The organism is Actinomadura luzonensis, assembly GCF_022664455.2.
Classification (GTDB): Bacteria; Actinomycetota; Actinomycetes; order Streptosporangiales; family Streptosporangiaceae; genus Nonomuraea; species Nonomuraea luzonensis.
Genome location: NZ_JAKRKC020000003.1, coordinates 315,124 through 328,300, shown reverse-complemented (window position 1 = coordinate 328,300; position 13,177 = coordinate 315,124). Strand labels below are relative to the sequence as shown.

General features: G+C 73.1%; 10 protein-coding genes. 6 read left to right on the top strand and 4 right to left on the bottom strand.

The window, feature by feature from the left end:
* Window positions 1–8: 8 nt before the first annotated feature.
* From MF672_RS46545 to MF672_RS46535, 3 genes are all read right to left on the bottom strand, one after another.
* Window positions 9–1,217: an acyltransferase family protein gene (locus tag MF672_RS46545; protein WP_247815792.1), complete on the bottom strand. Its 1,209-nt coding sequence runs from the start codon at window positions 1,215–1,217 to the stop codon at window positions 9–11.
* A gap of 572 nt (window positions 1,218–1,789) precedes the next feature.
* Window positions 1,790–3,460: an LCP family protein gene (locus tag MF672_RS46540; protein ID WP_247815791.1), complete on the bottom strand. Its 1,671-nt coding sequence runs from the start codon at window positions 3,458–3,460 to the stop codon at window positions 1,790–1,792.
* A 168-nt stretch (window positions 3,461–3,628) separates the two neighbouring features.
* Complete coding sequence (locus tag MF672_RS46535) at window positions 3,629–5,134, bottom strand: hypothetical protein (RefSeq protein ID WP_242374899.1); 1,506 nt, start codon at window positions 5,132–5,134, stop codon at window positions 3,629–3,631.
* A 51-nt stretch (window positions 5,135–5,185) separates the two neighbouring features.
* On the opposite strand from MF672_RS46535, the gene MF672_RS46530 reads away from it, so the two are divergent.
* Genes MF672_RS46530 through MF672_RS46520 form a run of 3 tightly spaced genes read left to right on the top strand, consistent with a single transcriptional unit; the run spans window position 5,186 to window position 9,243 of the window.
* Window positions 5,186–7,192 (top strand): glycosyltransferase family 39 protein, encoded by a 2,007-nt coding sequence (locus tag MF672_RS46530; RefSeq protein ID WP_242374900.1) that lies wholly within the window; start codon window positions 5,186–5,188, stop codon window positions 7,190–7,192.
* 42 nt (window positions 7,193–7,234) lie between these two features.
* On the top strand, window positions 7,235–8,173 hold the full coding sequence (locus MF672_RS46525) for a glycosyltransferase family 2 protein (protein ID WP_242374901.1): 939 nt from the start codon (window positions 7,235–7,237) through the stop codon (window positions 8,171–8,173).
* Between the two features lie 5 nt (window positions 8,174–8,178).
* Window positions 8,179–9,243, top strand: coding sequence for a glycosyltransferase family 4 protein (locus MF672_RS46520; protein WP_242374902.1), 1,065 nt, complete (start codon window positions 8,179–8,181; stop codon window positions 9,241–9,243).
* Here MF672_RS46520 and MF672_RS46515 read toward each other — a convergent pair.
* Window positions 9,141–10,103, bottom strand: coding sequence for a lysylphosphatidylglycerol synthase transmembrane domain-containing protein (locus MF672_RS46515; protein WP_242374903.1), 963 nt, complete (start codon window positions 10,101–10,103; stop codon window positions 9,141–9,143). The two genes, MF672_RS46520 and MF672_RS46515, sit on opposite strands and share 103 nt — an antisense overlap.
* A gap of 88 nt (window positions 10,104–10,191) precedes the next feature.
* Between MF672_RS46515 and MF672_RS46510 the strand changes: the two genes are divergently transcribed.
* The 3 genes from MF672_RS46510 to MF672_RS46500 all read left to right on the top strand — a co-directional run bounded on the left by MF672_RS46510 (window position 10,192) and on the right by MF672_RS46500 (window position 13,171).
* Window positions 10,192–11,019: a class I SAM-dependent methyltransferase gene (locus tag MF672_RS46510; protein ID WP_242374904.1), complete on the top strand. Its 828-nt coding sequence runs from the start codon at window positions 10,192–10,194 to the stop codon at window positions 11,017–11,019.
* The gene (locus tag MF672_RS46505; protein ID WP_242374905.1) at window positions 11,016–11,963 is read left to right on the top strand and encodes a lysylphosphatidylglycerol synthase domain-containing protein; all 948 of its coding nucleotides are present in this window, start codon (window positions 11,016–11,018) and stop codon (window positions 11,961–11,963) included. The genes MF672_RS46510 and MF672_RS46505 overlap by 4 nt, the downstream gene beginning before the upstream one ends.
* A gap of 101 nt (window positions 11,964–12,064) precedes the next feature.
* Window positions 12,065–13,171: a glycosyltransferase family 4 protein gene (locus MF672_RS46500; RefSeq protein ID WP_242374906.1), complete on the top strand. Its 1,107-nt coding sequence runs from the start codon at window positions 12,065–12,067 to the stop codon at window positions 13,169–13,171.
* Window positions 13,172–13,177 lie beyond the last annotated feature (6 nt).

Genomic DNA, 13,177 nt, shown 5'->3' with positions numbered 1-13,177 from the left:
ACGATCGCTTAACTTCCAGAAGGCCGGCGATAGAGCCAGGTCAGGCGGGGCTCCAGCACCCACTTGAAGACGGTCCTGGTCTGCGGCAGGCACAGGACGATCGCCAGCGCGAAGCAGCTGCACGCGATGGCCGCCACGCCCAGCGGCCCGTACAGCCACGGGAACTCCAGCCAGCCCAGCTCCTTGGCGATCAGCACCGGGATGCCGTGCAGCAGGTAGCAGTAGAGCGTGCGGGTGCCGAGGTCGGAGAACCACGTCTCGCCCCTCGGCACCAGCGCCAGCACCGCGAAGCACATCGCGAGCGCGCAGATCAGCAGCGCCGTGCGCAGGCCGAGGCCCATGTACCAGGACAGGTCGAGGTCCTGGTAGCTGTTCTTGTAGTAGAACGGGCCGAGCTTGGCGCGGGAGGCGACGAGGATCGACACCGCCGCCGCGCCGAGGACCGTCAGGACCGACAGGATCTTGATCCAGCGCCGGTTGAGCATCTCGAAGTGCTCGGGCTGCATCACCAGGCCGATCACGAAGAACGGCATGAGGCCGAAGAAGCGGTCCATGCTGAAGTCGCCCGAGATCTGGGAGAACCCGGCGAACAGGTAGATCGCGATCGCGACCGGCACCGGGTACTTCATCCGCTTCCACACCGGTGTGGACAGCCGCCAGAACAGCAGGGCCAGCAGGTACCAGTTGAGCCAGGCCGGGTCGATGATCGTCAGGCTCCACTTGTGGCCGAGCGCCGTGCGGAGGGCGGCGTAGCCGACCTCGACGATCACGTACGGGACCAGGAACGTGTCGACCAGCTTGTTGGTCTTGGCGTTGGAGTTCCAGAAGTTCCTGGACAGGTAGCCGCTGATCAGCACGAACAGCGGCATGTGGAAGGTGTAGATGAAGATGTAGAGGGCGCGCGAGCTGTCGGCGTCGAGGGTGGGCACCAGGGAGTGGCCGACCACGACGAGCGCGATCAGGACGAACTTGACGTTGTCGAGGAACGGGTCGCGGCGGCGTCGCGGCGGCTCGGGCTCCGCCTGCGGCTGCCCCTCGCCCTCCGGCCGCTCGCCGGCGGCCGTCGCGGGCCCGGCGGGCGGGGTCGCTCCGGCCGTTCCCGCCCCGGGTCGCCCGGCCGGCCCGCCGGGGCCGCCCGGTGTCCCGGGTGCCGCGGGGTAGGCGGCGGGGGGGCCCGAGTAGGCGGCGGGACCGGGCGGGGCCGCGTGCGCGCCCACCGCCGGGAACGCCGGGACGACGTGCCCACCGGCACCCGGACCACTCGGGACGGGACCACTCGGGACGGGACCGCCCGCAACCGGGCCGCCCGCAACCGGGCCACTCGGGACCGGGCCTGGGGGAGCCGGGGGCGCAGCGTGCGCGCCGGGCCCCTGGGGCGGCGAGGGGGCCGCGTGGGGGCCGGCGGGCTGGGGGCGTGGGGGGCCGGGGGGTGCGGGCTGGGGTGGCGGGGGCGCCGCGTGGGCGCCGGTGCCGTGGGGGTCGGTGCGCTCGCTCCAGAACGCCTCCTCCGGCAGGGGCCACCGCGCACCCGTCTGCGCCGGGCCCCCTTCCTCTCCCGGAGCCGGCTGGCCCCCGGAGGTCGTGACCGGTGGGGAGAATCTGGTGTCAGACACGAGGAAGTCGCTCAGCTTCGCTAGGGGCCGGGGAACACGACGCCAACGAGACGTGAAAACCTGGTAACGGTCCGGTGTCGCGCTGCGTCGCCGACCCGCAACAGACTAACGCGCCCGTGCCGTTCCTGTCTCCGGCAGCCGTCCAGAATGCCCGGTTACACAGGGAACTTGGAGCCTCAGGTGCACACGTTCTTCTGCTCCGACGCCGTGATGGTGCTGTTCTTGACGCTGTCCGGCAGCTTGGTCACCTTGACCGAGTCGAAGTCCTCGCCCACCACGAGCTGGATCACCGGCGCGTTCTTGGGCGCGGCGGCGGCCCCGGCCGCGGCGGTGGCCGCCGTGTACGCCTGGGGGTTGGTCGCCTTGACCCGCCCGGCGGTCGCGGCCGGCTTGGGCAGCACCGAGCCGGCCAGCGTGGCGGCGTAGTCAGGGGCGGTCTCGGCGGTCTTGGCGTAGTGGACCTCGGTCTTGGCCAGGCCGGTGCCGCCCGGCGCCTCGTAGTTGCCCACGCCGACCACGGAGAAGCCCTGCTCGGCGAGCTGGTCGGCGACCTCGCGGGCCTTGCCGACGGTCTTGGTGCCGTTGAGCACCTGGACCTTCACCTGCTCCGGCTTGACGGTCGCGGACGGCTTGGCCCCGGTGCCGGCGCTGGCCGACGGCGACGGGGTGGCGACCTCGGTGTCGGTCTTGATCGAGGTGAACAGCTTGGTGGCGTCCGGCTCCTTCCAGACCACGCGGTTCTTGTCCTGCGGGTCGGGCCCCCACGGGATCGTGGTGAACTGCACGCCGCCCGCAGTGAGCTGCTTGGCGCTCATCGCGATCTCGATGAGCTGCTCGGGGTCGTTGGCCAGCTCGGGGTCCATGGTGACCGAGCCGGCCGCGGCGGAGATGAAGTCCTTGAGCTTGCCGACGTCGGTGAGCAGCTCGCTGCTGGTGGCCTTGGCGACGACCTTGCTGAGGAAGATCTGCTGGCGGCGGATGCGCTGGATGTCGCTGCCGTCGCCGTAGTGGCGGAGGCGCACGTAGCCGAGCGCCTTCTCGCCGTTGAGCAGGCTCTTGCCGGCCGGCAGCACCAGCTTGCTGGCCCTGTCGTTGACGCCGCTCTTCAGGCAGATCTCGATGCCGCCGAGAGCGTCCACGATGTTCTTGAAGCCGCTGAAGTCGACCTCGACGAAGTGGTTGATGCGGATGCCGGTGAGGGTCTCGATCGTGGACATCGTGCAGGCGATGCCGCCCGAGTTGTACGCCGAGTTGATCATGTCGCGGCGGGGCGGCATCTCCTGCTTGGTGCTCTCGTTCTTGCACTTGGGGATCTGCACCATGGAGTCGCGCGGGAAGCTGATCAGCCGGGCCTTGTCGCGGTTGGGCGAGATGTGCATCAGGATGATCGTGTCCGTGCGCTTGCCGCCCGCGTCGGCCTCCCTGGCGAGCTGCTGGCCGTATTTGGCGTTGCCGGCGCCGGCCCGGGTGTCGGAGCCGACGAGCAGCACGTTGAGCGCTCCGGTGTCCGGGGGACGGGGGTTGATGATGTCCTCTTTGACGCTCTTCTGGTTGATGTTGCCGAAGGCGTCGCGGTACATGGTGTACGCGGTCAGCGAGCCCGCGACCATCACCGTCGTCAGGCCGACGCTGATGTAGGCGAGCACCCGCATCTTGTTCTGGCCGCCCCCGCCGGCGCGGCGGCCGCCGGGCGGCCGGTCCCCGGGCGGGGGAGGCGGCGCGGCGGCGCCCCCGGCGCCCGCGGCGGCCGCGGCCCTGCGGGCCATCCTGCTGCCGGGCTGGGTGGGGGCCGTTCGATATCCCTGCTGCGCAGTGTCGACTACCGGCACGACCCTGTAGTCACTCATACGCCCCCTAGCCTCGTTCCTCGCGCCCGTGCGCCGGCTTGGTCGTTCCGCGCCACGAGACTAGGTCACGTTCCGAGTGTCCGGTGCTACGACCGCCGGAAACGACCGTGACCCGGGCGTGATGTTTCCGCGGGCAAGCATACTCAGACCCGGACATTAGGTGGAATATCATCGCGGAAATCTTGAGCTTTCTCGCAGGTCAGGACGGACGCTCAGAGCCGCGGCGAGACACGCCAGCGGCACGGCCGGCAACACGTAACGGTAGTCGAACTCCGCCGCCGCGGCCGGTGTGATCAGCAGCACAACGGCCGCGGCCCAGGGCACCGCCCAGTACGCGGCCCCCGCCCGCCGCCCGCCCGCGCGCCTCCGCCGCAGCGCCGCCACGGGAGGCACCAGAAGGGCCGCCAGCAGCACCGGGCCGGGCAGCCGCGCCATGTTCTGGTAGGCCCGCAGCCAGCCGGCGTAGGGCTCGACGACCTCCGTGCCGATCGCGCCGCCCTCGTAGCGCCTGGCGTACTCCGCGCCGACCTGCGCCGGATAGCGCCCCGGCGGGCCGGGGGAGGTGACCGGGAACTCGTAGTAGCCGTAGATCTCGTGGTCGGGGTAGACCGGCCGGTCCCAGCGGAACGTGCGGCCCAGCTCGGCCAGGATCGAGGCGGCGTAGTCGAGCGGCTGGCTCAGCACGGCCCGCGTCGCGAAGCGGGCCGCGAGGTCGTCGGTCTCCTTGGTGAAGGTGATGCCGGGGAGCTGGACGATCGGGGCGTCCTTGGCCCAGATGTACTCCTGCGAGGGCGGCCGCCGCTCCGGCGGGCGCGGGTCGCACAGGACCCTGAGGTCGGGCGGCGGGTCCATCTTCGCGCAGTCGGCGAACGACATCGTCCGCGCGTACAGGAAGACCCCGTTCGCGCCGACCAGCCCGACCCGCTGGTACGTCGCGTAGAACCAGGCCCCGTAGCCGAGCACCGGCACCAGGGCCGCCGCGAGCAGCACGGCGGTGTGCCGGAAGCGCCTGCGCAGCAGGAACCAGGCCGCGAGCAGCGCGATGAGCGGCTGCCCGACGGTCCTGGTGAGGGTGGCGGCGGCGAGCAGCAGGCCGACGGCGGCGACCACGCCGGTGCGCCGGGTCCGGCACAGCGCGACCGCCGACACCACCAGGAACATGAACAACGTGTCCGACACCAGCAGGTGCTCCAGCTCGACCTGGTAGGCGTCGAGCAGCACCGGCACCGTCGCGAGGGTCGCCGCCCAGCGCGGCGCGCCCCTGGCCACCCGGTAGATCAGCACGCCCGCGGCCAGGCCCATGAGGTGCTGGACGGCCGCCACCGCGGCGAAGGAGTGCAGCGGCTCCAGCAGCTTGAGGAAGATCGAGTACCCGGCCGGGCGCACCAGGTCGGGGCGCGGCCGGAAGACGGTGACGACGTAGGTGTAGGTGTCGGGGAACCACAGGGCCGGCCGGTAGCCGAGCATCGCGAGCACGCGCAGCAGCGTGCCGAGCGCGAGCACCGCGAGGAACCAGCGGTGCCGCCGGAGCCGTGGCCCGAGGTCGCGCGGCAGCCGCCGCCGGAGCCGTGACCCCAAGTCGCGCGGCAGCCGCCGCCGGGCCCCTTCCCTCGTCGCGGGCCCGGTGGTGCGGACCTCCTCCGTCACAGGCGCGCTCTCCCGCTTCTCCGGCACGTGCGTACGGTACCGGTTCCGCGCCGCGCGACCGGATACGCTCGCTGCTCGATGGAACGTCTCCTCCCTGGCCGGACGCTCGCGGCGCTCTCGGCCGCGCCCGCGCTCGCCGTGGCGGGCTGGCTGCTGGCGGGGCTGCCGCTGCTGCTGCTCGGCCGGTACGCGCCGCTGCCCGCGCTGCTGCTCGGCCTGCCCGCCGCCGCCCTGCTGTGCTGGGCCGGGACCCGGCGCGGCCCGGCGGTCGAGGCCGCCTGGTGGCAGGTCGCGGCGGTGGCGGGGGTGGCCGTCGCGTCGGGCGTGTTCAACGCCGTCCTGCACAGCGAGCAGCTCGCCGTGCGGCGCGATCCGGCGACCTACGCCCAGTACACCGCCTGGATCGCCCGGCACGGCGCGCTGCCGATCGGCGTGCGCCCTGAGGCGTTCGGCGGGGCCGATCCCGCGCTGCTGTTCGACAGCGTCGGGTTCTACCCGGCGGGCGCGGGGGCGGTCACGCCGCAGTTCATGCCGGGCGCCCCGATGCTGTTCGCGGTCGGCGACTGGCTGGGGGCGCCGTTCGCGGTGCCGGCCGTGCTGGGGGCGCTGGCGGTGCTGACCGTGGCCGGGGTGACGGCGCGGCTGGCGGGGGCGCGGTGGGCGGTGGTCGCGGCGGTGGCGTTCGCGGTCAGCCTGCCGGTCCTCTACACCTCGCGCACGACGTTCAGCGAGATCCCGTCGCTGGTGCTGCTGTTCGGCGGGCTGGCGCTGGCGCACGACGCGCTGGAGCGGCCGGGGTGGGGGCGCGGGCTACTGGCCGGGCTGGTGTTCGGGCTGTCGGTGCTGGTCAGGATCGACGGGCTGCGGGACGTGCTGCCGGTGCTCGGCTACGCGGGGCTGCTGATCGCGGCGCGGCGGCGCGACCGGGCACGGGGCGCGCGCGGGACGGCGGGCTCGCTGGGGCCGCCGTTGCTGGCCGGGCTGGCGGCGGGGGCGGGGACCGGGCTGCTGGCGGCGTACCTGCTGGCCCGGTCGTACCTCGACTACCTGTCCGGGTCGGTGCGGCCGCTGCTGCTGATCTGCGGGGCGGTGCTCGTGGCCACCGCGGCGGGCACGGCCGCCGCGCCGCTCCTGGCCCGCCTCCGGCCGCCGAGGTGGCTGCCGGCGACGGGCGCGGGGCTGGTGGTGCTGGTCATGGCCGCCCTGTACGCCCGCCCGTGGTTCCAGACCGTCACCCGCGTCCCGGTCACGGCGGACGACCGGCGCACGTACGAGATGATCGAGACCATCCAGCGGGCCAACCGCCTCCCGGTGGACGGCACCCGCCTGTACTTCGAGAACTCCCTGCACTGGGTCGCCTGGTACGTCGGCCTCCCCGTGATCGTGCTGGCCACGCTCGCCGCGGCGCTGCTCGTGCGGCGGCTGCTGCGCGACGGCACGCCGTTCGCCTGGCTGCTGCCGCTCGCGGTGATCGGCTGGACCACGGTGACCACGCTGGTGCGGCCCGAGATCACCCCCGACCACCCGTGGGCCGCCCGCCGCCTGGTGCCGGTCGTGATCCCCGGGCTGGTGGTGCTGGCCGCGTACGGGCTGGAGCGGCTGCGCGCGCGCACCGGCGGCCGGCGCTGGGTGAGCGCCCTCGCGGTGCTGGCCGTGCTGGTGCCGCCCGCGGTGACCTCGATCGGCACCGCGTTCACCCCGGTCGAGCGGGGGGAGGCGGCGGCCGTGGCGGCGATGTGCGCCAAGCTGCCCGCGAACGCGTCCGTGCTGATCGTCGAGCGGGTCACCGGCGACCGGTTCACGCAGGTCGTGCGCGGGATGTGCGACCGGCCGGCGGCGCGGGTGCGGCGGGCGGCCGGCGTGGACGTGGCGCGCGACGACGAGACGTGGCGGCTCGCCGGGCGGATCAGGGCGGCCGGGCGGGTGCCGGTCGTGCTGGCCGCCGACGCCGACCAGGTGGCCCGCTACGGCGCGCCCGTGCACGTCCTGTCGCTCAGGACCCGCCAGGACGAACGCTCGCTCGCCGGCCCGCCCGACGGCACCTACTCGCTCACCATGAACGTGTGGATGGCCGTCGCGGCCTAGGGTGAATGTGCACCCGGCTCCCAGGCGGGCACAGTAACCTCGATGCCTGTGAGCACGCTAGAGACCCCCAAGAGTGGACCTGCCGTGGAAGACGCGCCGCCGTACGTCACCATCGTCCTGCCCTGCTACAACGAGCAGGACCACGTCATCGACGAGGTCGAGCGCATCACGCGGGCCATGGACTCCAGCGGCTACACCTACGAGCTGGTCGCCATCGACGACTGCTCGACCGACCACACGCTGACCCGGCTGCAGGAGGCCGCGGCCGACTACCCGCACCTGCGCATCCGCGCCTTCCATCGCAACGGCGGCTCCGGCACCGTGCGGCGCATCGGCACGCAGGAGGCGAGGGGCGAGATCGTCGTCTGGACCGACGCCGACATGTCCTACGCCAACGAGCGCATCCCCGAGCTGGTGCAGCTGCTCGACAAGGACCCGACCATCGACCAGGTGGTGGGCGCGCGCACCAGCGAGGAGGGCTCGCACAAGCTGCTGCGGGTGCCGGCCAAGTTCGTCATCCGCAAGATCGCCGAGATGCTGGCCGGGCAGAAGATCCCCGACCTCAACTCGGGGCTGCGCGCCTTCCGCAAATCGGTGGCCAAGCCGTACCTGCGGCTGCTGCCCCCGGGGTTCTCCTGCGTCACGACGATCACGCTGTCGTTCCTGATGAACCAGCACGACATCTACTACCTGCCCACCGAGTACGCCAAGCGGGCCGGCAAGTCGAAGTTCAGCTTCGTCTCCGACGCCTACCGCTACATCTTGCAGGTGCTGCGGATGATCATGTACTTCAACCCGCTCAAGGTGCTCATGCCGCCCGCGCTGTGGCTGGTCGTGATCGGGTTCGTCAAGGGCGTCTGGGACATGGTCCAGCACCCCTTCTACTTCCCGGCCAACACCGTCATGATCTTCCTGTCCGGGATGCTCATCGGGTCCGTGGCGCTGCTGGCCGACCTGATCGTGCGCTCGCGGGGGGAGTAGGCGGCGTGCGCATCGCGATCGTCGGGCCGACGTACCCGTACAAGGGGGGCGGGGCGCAGCACACCACCGAGCTGGCGCACCGGCTGGCCGCGCTGGGGCACGACGTGGTGATCGAGTCGTGGCGGGCGCAGTACCCGTCGTTCCTCTACCCGGGGCAGCAGACCATCTCCGAGCCCGAGGGCACGCCCTACCCGCGCACCGCGCGGCGGCTCGACTGGCGGCGGCCCGACGGGTGGGTGACGGCCGGGCGGCGGCTGCGCGGCGCCGACCTGGTGGTGCTGGCCGTGCTGAGCCCGGTGCAGGTCCCCGCCTACCTGGGCATCCTGGCCGGCCTCGGGCGGCGGGCCCGCACGGTGGCCCTCTGCCACAACGTGCTGCCGCACGAGCGCAAGCCCTACGACCGGCCGCTGATGAAGGCGCTGCTGAAGCGGGTGGACGCGGTGCTCGCCCACTCCGGCGAGCAGGCGGGGCTGGCCCGCGAGCTGGCCCGCACGCCGGTCCGGGTGGCCGGCCTGCCGCCGCACCTGCCGGTGACCGGGGCCGGGCCGTCCGCCGGGGTGCGCCGGCGGCTGCTGTTCTTCGGCATGGTGCGCCCGTACAAGGGGCTTGACCTGCTGCTGCGGGCGTTGCCCGAGGGCGTCGCGCTGACCGTCGCCGGCGAGTTCTGGAGCGGGCTGGAGGAGACGAAGGCGCTGATCCGCGAGCTGGGCCTCGGCGACCGGGTGGAGCTGCGGCCCGGCTACGTGCCCGCCGCCGAGGTGCCGGAGCTGTTCGGCGCGGCCGACGCGCTCGTGCTGCCCTACCGCAGCGCCACCGCCAGCCAGAACGTGTGGCTCGCGCACGAGCACGGCGTGCCGGTGATCGCCACGCGGGTGGGCGCGCTCGCCGACCACGTCACCGACGGCGTGGACGGCCTGCTCGTGGAGCCGGGCGACGTGGGGGCGCTGCGCGCCGCCATCGAGCGCTTCTACGCCTCCGGCGAGCCGGAGAGGTTGCGCTCGGGGGTCAAGGCCGTCGATCCCGAGCCGTTCTGGTCGGCGTACGCGGGGGCGCTGCTCGCCGCGACCTGACGGCCGAGCAGCAGGAACAGCCCGGCGAGCGCGGCGTCGGCGAGCGTGAACGCCAGCCGCGACACGATCGCCACCGCCAGCGCCGGCGCGGTGCCGATCACCGGCCCGAGCACCAGCACCAGCGCGCCCTCCCTGATGCCGACCCCGGCCGGCACCACGACGGTGAGGATGCCGGTCGCCCAGGCGAACGCGTACGCGCCCGTGCCGACCAGGTAGAGGTCGGCGCGGCCGGTCAGCAGCCAGATGTGCACGCCGTAGACGAACCAGCCGAGCGTCGTCCAGGCCACCGCGACGACCACGGTGCGGCCGGGCAGCACGCTCTCCAGCGGCTCGCGGCGGGCCAGGCGCAGCGCCAGGTTGAGCCCCCAGGTCAGCACCTTCGGGTGCAGGCACACGATGATCACCGGCACCAGCAGCACGAGGTACCAGGCCTGGCGGACCGCCTCCAGCGAGCCCAGCGTGGCCGCGGCGACCGAGATCGCCACCCCGAGGTTGATCACGAGGCCGAGCGAGATCGTGGCGAACGTGCGCCGCGGCGGGCTGCCGTGGTCGCGGCCGAGGTCCATCATCGCCGCGTACGCCCACACCGCGCCCGGGATGTACTTGCCGAGCTGGCCCACGAACATGATCCGTCCCGACACCCGCAGCGGCACCCGCGTGCCCAGCCCCGCCATGATCTCCCGCCAGGCCACCAGCATGAGGAACTGGCCGAGCATCACCGCGAGGAACGAGCCGAGCACCGCCCACGGCGACAGCGCGGCCAGCGCCGCCGTGGTGTCGTCCCAGTTCTGGGCCAGGCCGTAGCCGAGGAAGGCGAGGGCGACCAGGGCGAGCACGATGCGCAGCAGCCGGCGGAGCATTGGCTCAGGCTACGCGGCTCCCGCCCGGTAAGGCCAGACGACGGCGTTCGACGTCATGCCCGTCCGAAGGTGGGTACTGTGGGGCCCCGTGGGGAAGCAACGCGTCGCGCAGCTCGAATACTCGGAGTTCCAGTCCGCCATGCTCGACGAGGGCAAGCGGCGGCGCAAGGCCGCGAAGATCATCGCGGTGCTGGAGCACTTCCGCGGGCCGCTCGGCGGGCTGAGCGTGGCCGACGTCGGCTGCTCGGCCGGGTTCATCGCCGACGAGCTGGCCCAGGCCGGCGCCAAGCACACGCTGGGCGTCGACATCGACGTGCCGGGGCTGCGCAGGGCGGCCGACCGGTTCGGCGCGCGGGTGGCGTTCGTGTGCGGCGACGGCACCGCGCTGCCCTTCCCCGACGGCTCGATCGACGTGCTGGTGTTCAACCACATCTACGAGCACGTGGTCGACCCCGACGCCGTGGTCGCCGAGATGCACCGCGTGCTGTCCGACGACGGCGTGCTCTACCTGGGGCTGGGCAACCGGCTCGGGGTGATGGAGCCGCACTACAAGCTGCCGTTCCTGTCGTACCTGCCGCCCGCGCTGGCCGACCGCTACGTGCGCGCCGCCGGCCGGGCCGACCACTACTACGAGCGGTTCCGCACCCGGCGCGGGCTGCGGCGGATGATGCGCGCCTTCCACGTCTGGGACTACACGCTGCCGGTGCTGGCCACGCCCGCGAAGTTCGCCGGCGGCGAGCTGTTCCCCGGCGTGCTCGGGCGGCTCGTCAGGGCCGTCCTGTCGGCCACGCCGCGGGCGGTGCTGCGGCTGCTGCTGCCGGTGGTGCCGACGTACCTGTGGGTGGCCACCAAGCGGCCGACGCGGCCCGTGGGCGCGGTGCTGCCGCAGCCGCCCGAGCGGGTCCGCCCGCTGTGACCGCCAAGGAGAGCGCCGCGGCCGAGGGTGCGGCCGAAGGAGCGGCCGAGGGCGCGGCTGAGGGGGTGACGCGGCGCCCGCGCGGCGGGCGCAGGCTGGTGCGGGTCGCCTTCCTGCTGGTCGCGCTGGCGTTCGGGGTGTGGGCGGTGGCCCGGCAGTGGGACGACGTGGTGGCCGGGTTCGCCCGGCTGTCGCCGCCCGCGCTGGCCGGGTCGCTGGCGGCCGTGGTCGCCGCGCTGCTCGGGGCCATGCTCACCTGGCGCACGCTGCTGGCCGACCTGGGCTCGCCGCTGCCGCTGCGGCCGGCGGCCAAGGTGTTCTTCGTGGGGCAGCTCGGCAAGTACATCCCGGGCGCGCTCTGGCCGGTGCTGGCCCAGATGGAGATGGGCCGCGACCTCGGGGTGCCGCGCTCGCGCAGCGCGGCGGCGTTCTTCCTGATGATGCCGATCCAGCTCGCCACCGGCCTGGTGGTCACGCTCGGCACGCTGGGCTGGGACCGTTACGGCTGGCTGCTGCTGGCCCTGCCGGTGCTGCTGGTGCTGCTGGAGCCCAAGGTCATCAACGCGGTGATCGCGTTCGGGCTGCGCAGGCTGAAGCGGGAGCCGCTGGAGCGGCCGCTCACCCGCCGCGGCATGCTGGCCGCGCTCGGCTGGGCGCTGGCCGGGTGGATCGCCTACGGGGTGCACCTCTACCTCATCGCGCCGCAGGGCGGGCCGCTGTTCGCGGTCGGGGCGTTCGCGCTGTCGTGGTGCCTCGGCATCCTGACCTTCGTCGTGCCGGCGGGCGCGGGGGTGCGGGAGGTGGCGATGGTGGCCGTGCTGGCGCCGCACGTCGCCGGAGGCGCCGCGATCGCGGTGGCCCTTTCGTCCCGCATTGTCATCATTCTGGGGGATCTGATCTGCGCGGGGCTCGCCGGATTTGCGGCAAGGCGCTCCTCGGTGTGATTTGGCCCACGATTGGGGGGACGTTGGTCATAGGCTGAACTTCAGAGGGGGACGCCCGGTCCCACGTTGATCTTGAGGGGAGAAGATCTACGTTGCCTCGTGTGCTCGTCGATGCGGCGGCCGTCCCCGCGGACCGCGGCGCGTTGACCCGATACGTGGACGGGCTGGTCGCGGCCCTCCACCGGGCGGGCGCCGACGTCGCCGTCGCCTGCCAGCGCGCCGACGCGGAGCGCTACCGGCGCCTCGCGCCCACCGCGACCGTCATCCCAGGGCCCGTCTCGATCACCAACAGGGCGGCCCGGCTCGCCTGGGAGCAGAGCGGCCTGCCGCTGCTGGCCCGGCAGGCCGGGGTGGACGTCATCCACGCCCCCTACTACTCCATCCCGCTCGGCTCCGGTGTGCCGACCGTCGTGACGGTGCACGACGCCACCTGGTTCACCGAGCCCGACCAGCACAGCCCGCGGGCGTCGTTCTTCCGCTCGGCCACCCGCACCGCCGTGCGGCACGCCAAGCGCGTGATCGTGCCGTCCAAGGCGACCAGGGACGAGCTGGTCCGGGTGCTGTCCGCCGACCCCACCAGCATCGACGTCGCCTACCACGGCGTCGACCTCTCGCTGTTCCACCCGCCGAGCGAGGACGAGATCCGGCGGGCCGCGCTGCGGCTCGGGCTGCACGGCCAGCCGTACGTCGCCTTCCTCGGCAACCTCGACCCCCGCAAGAACGTGCCCAACCTGATCCGCGGCTTCGCCTCGGCGGTGCAGACGCTGGACAAACCGCCCGCGCTGGTGATCGGCGGCGGCGTGCACGAGCACGACGTCGACGCGGCCTGCCGCGAGGTGGAGGCCACCGTCAAGGTCATCAGGCCCGGCTACCTGCACGGCCCCGACCTGCCCGGCTTCCTCGGCGGCGCGCTCGTGGTGGCCTTCCCCTCGCGGGGCGAGGGCTTCGGGCTGCCGGTGCTGGAGGCCATGGCCTGCGGCGCGCCCGTGCTCACCACTCACCGCTCCTCGCTGCCCGAGGTCGGCGGCGACGCGGTGGCCTACACTGAGCCCGACGCAGACAGCATCGCCACGGCGCTCGGCCAGCTCCTCGCCTCCGCCGAGCGGAGGAAGCAGCTCCAGGAGGCCGGTCTGGCGAGAGCCCGCGAGTTCACGTGGGACGCCTCGGCGGAGGCGCACCTCAGCTCCTATCAACGCGCGATCGAATAGTTCGGT

Bases quoted from the DNA above. Each gene is read 5' to 3' on its own strand.
- MF672_RS46540 (WP_247815791.1), bottom strand. From the start codon at position 3,460: ATGAGTGACTACAGGGTCGTGCCGGTAGTCGACACTGCGCAGCAGGGA.
- MF672_RS46530 (WP_242374900.1), top strand. From the start codon at position 5,186: ATGGAACGTCTCCTCCCTGGCCGGACGCTCGCGGCGCTCTCGGCCGCG.
- MF672_RS46525 (WP_242374901.1), top strand. From the start codon at position 7,235: ATGCCTGTGAGCACGCTAGAGACCCCCAAGAGTGGACCTGCCGTGGAA.
- MF672_RS46515 (WP_242374903.1), bottom strand. From the start codon at position 10,103: ATGCTCCGCCGGCTGCTGCGCATCGTGCTCGCCCTGGTCGCCCTCGCC.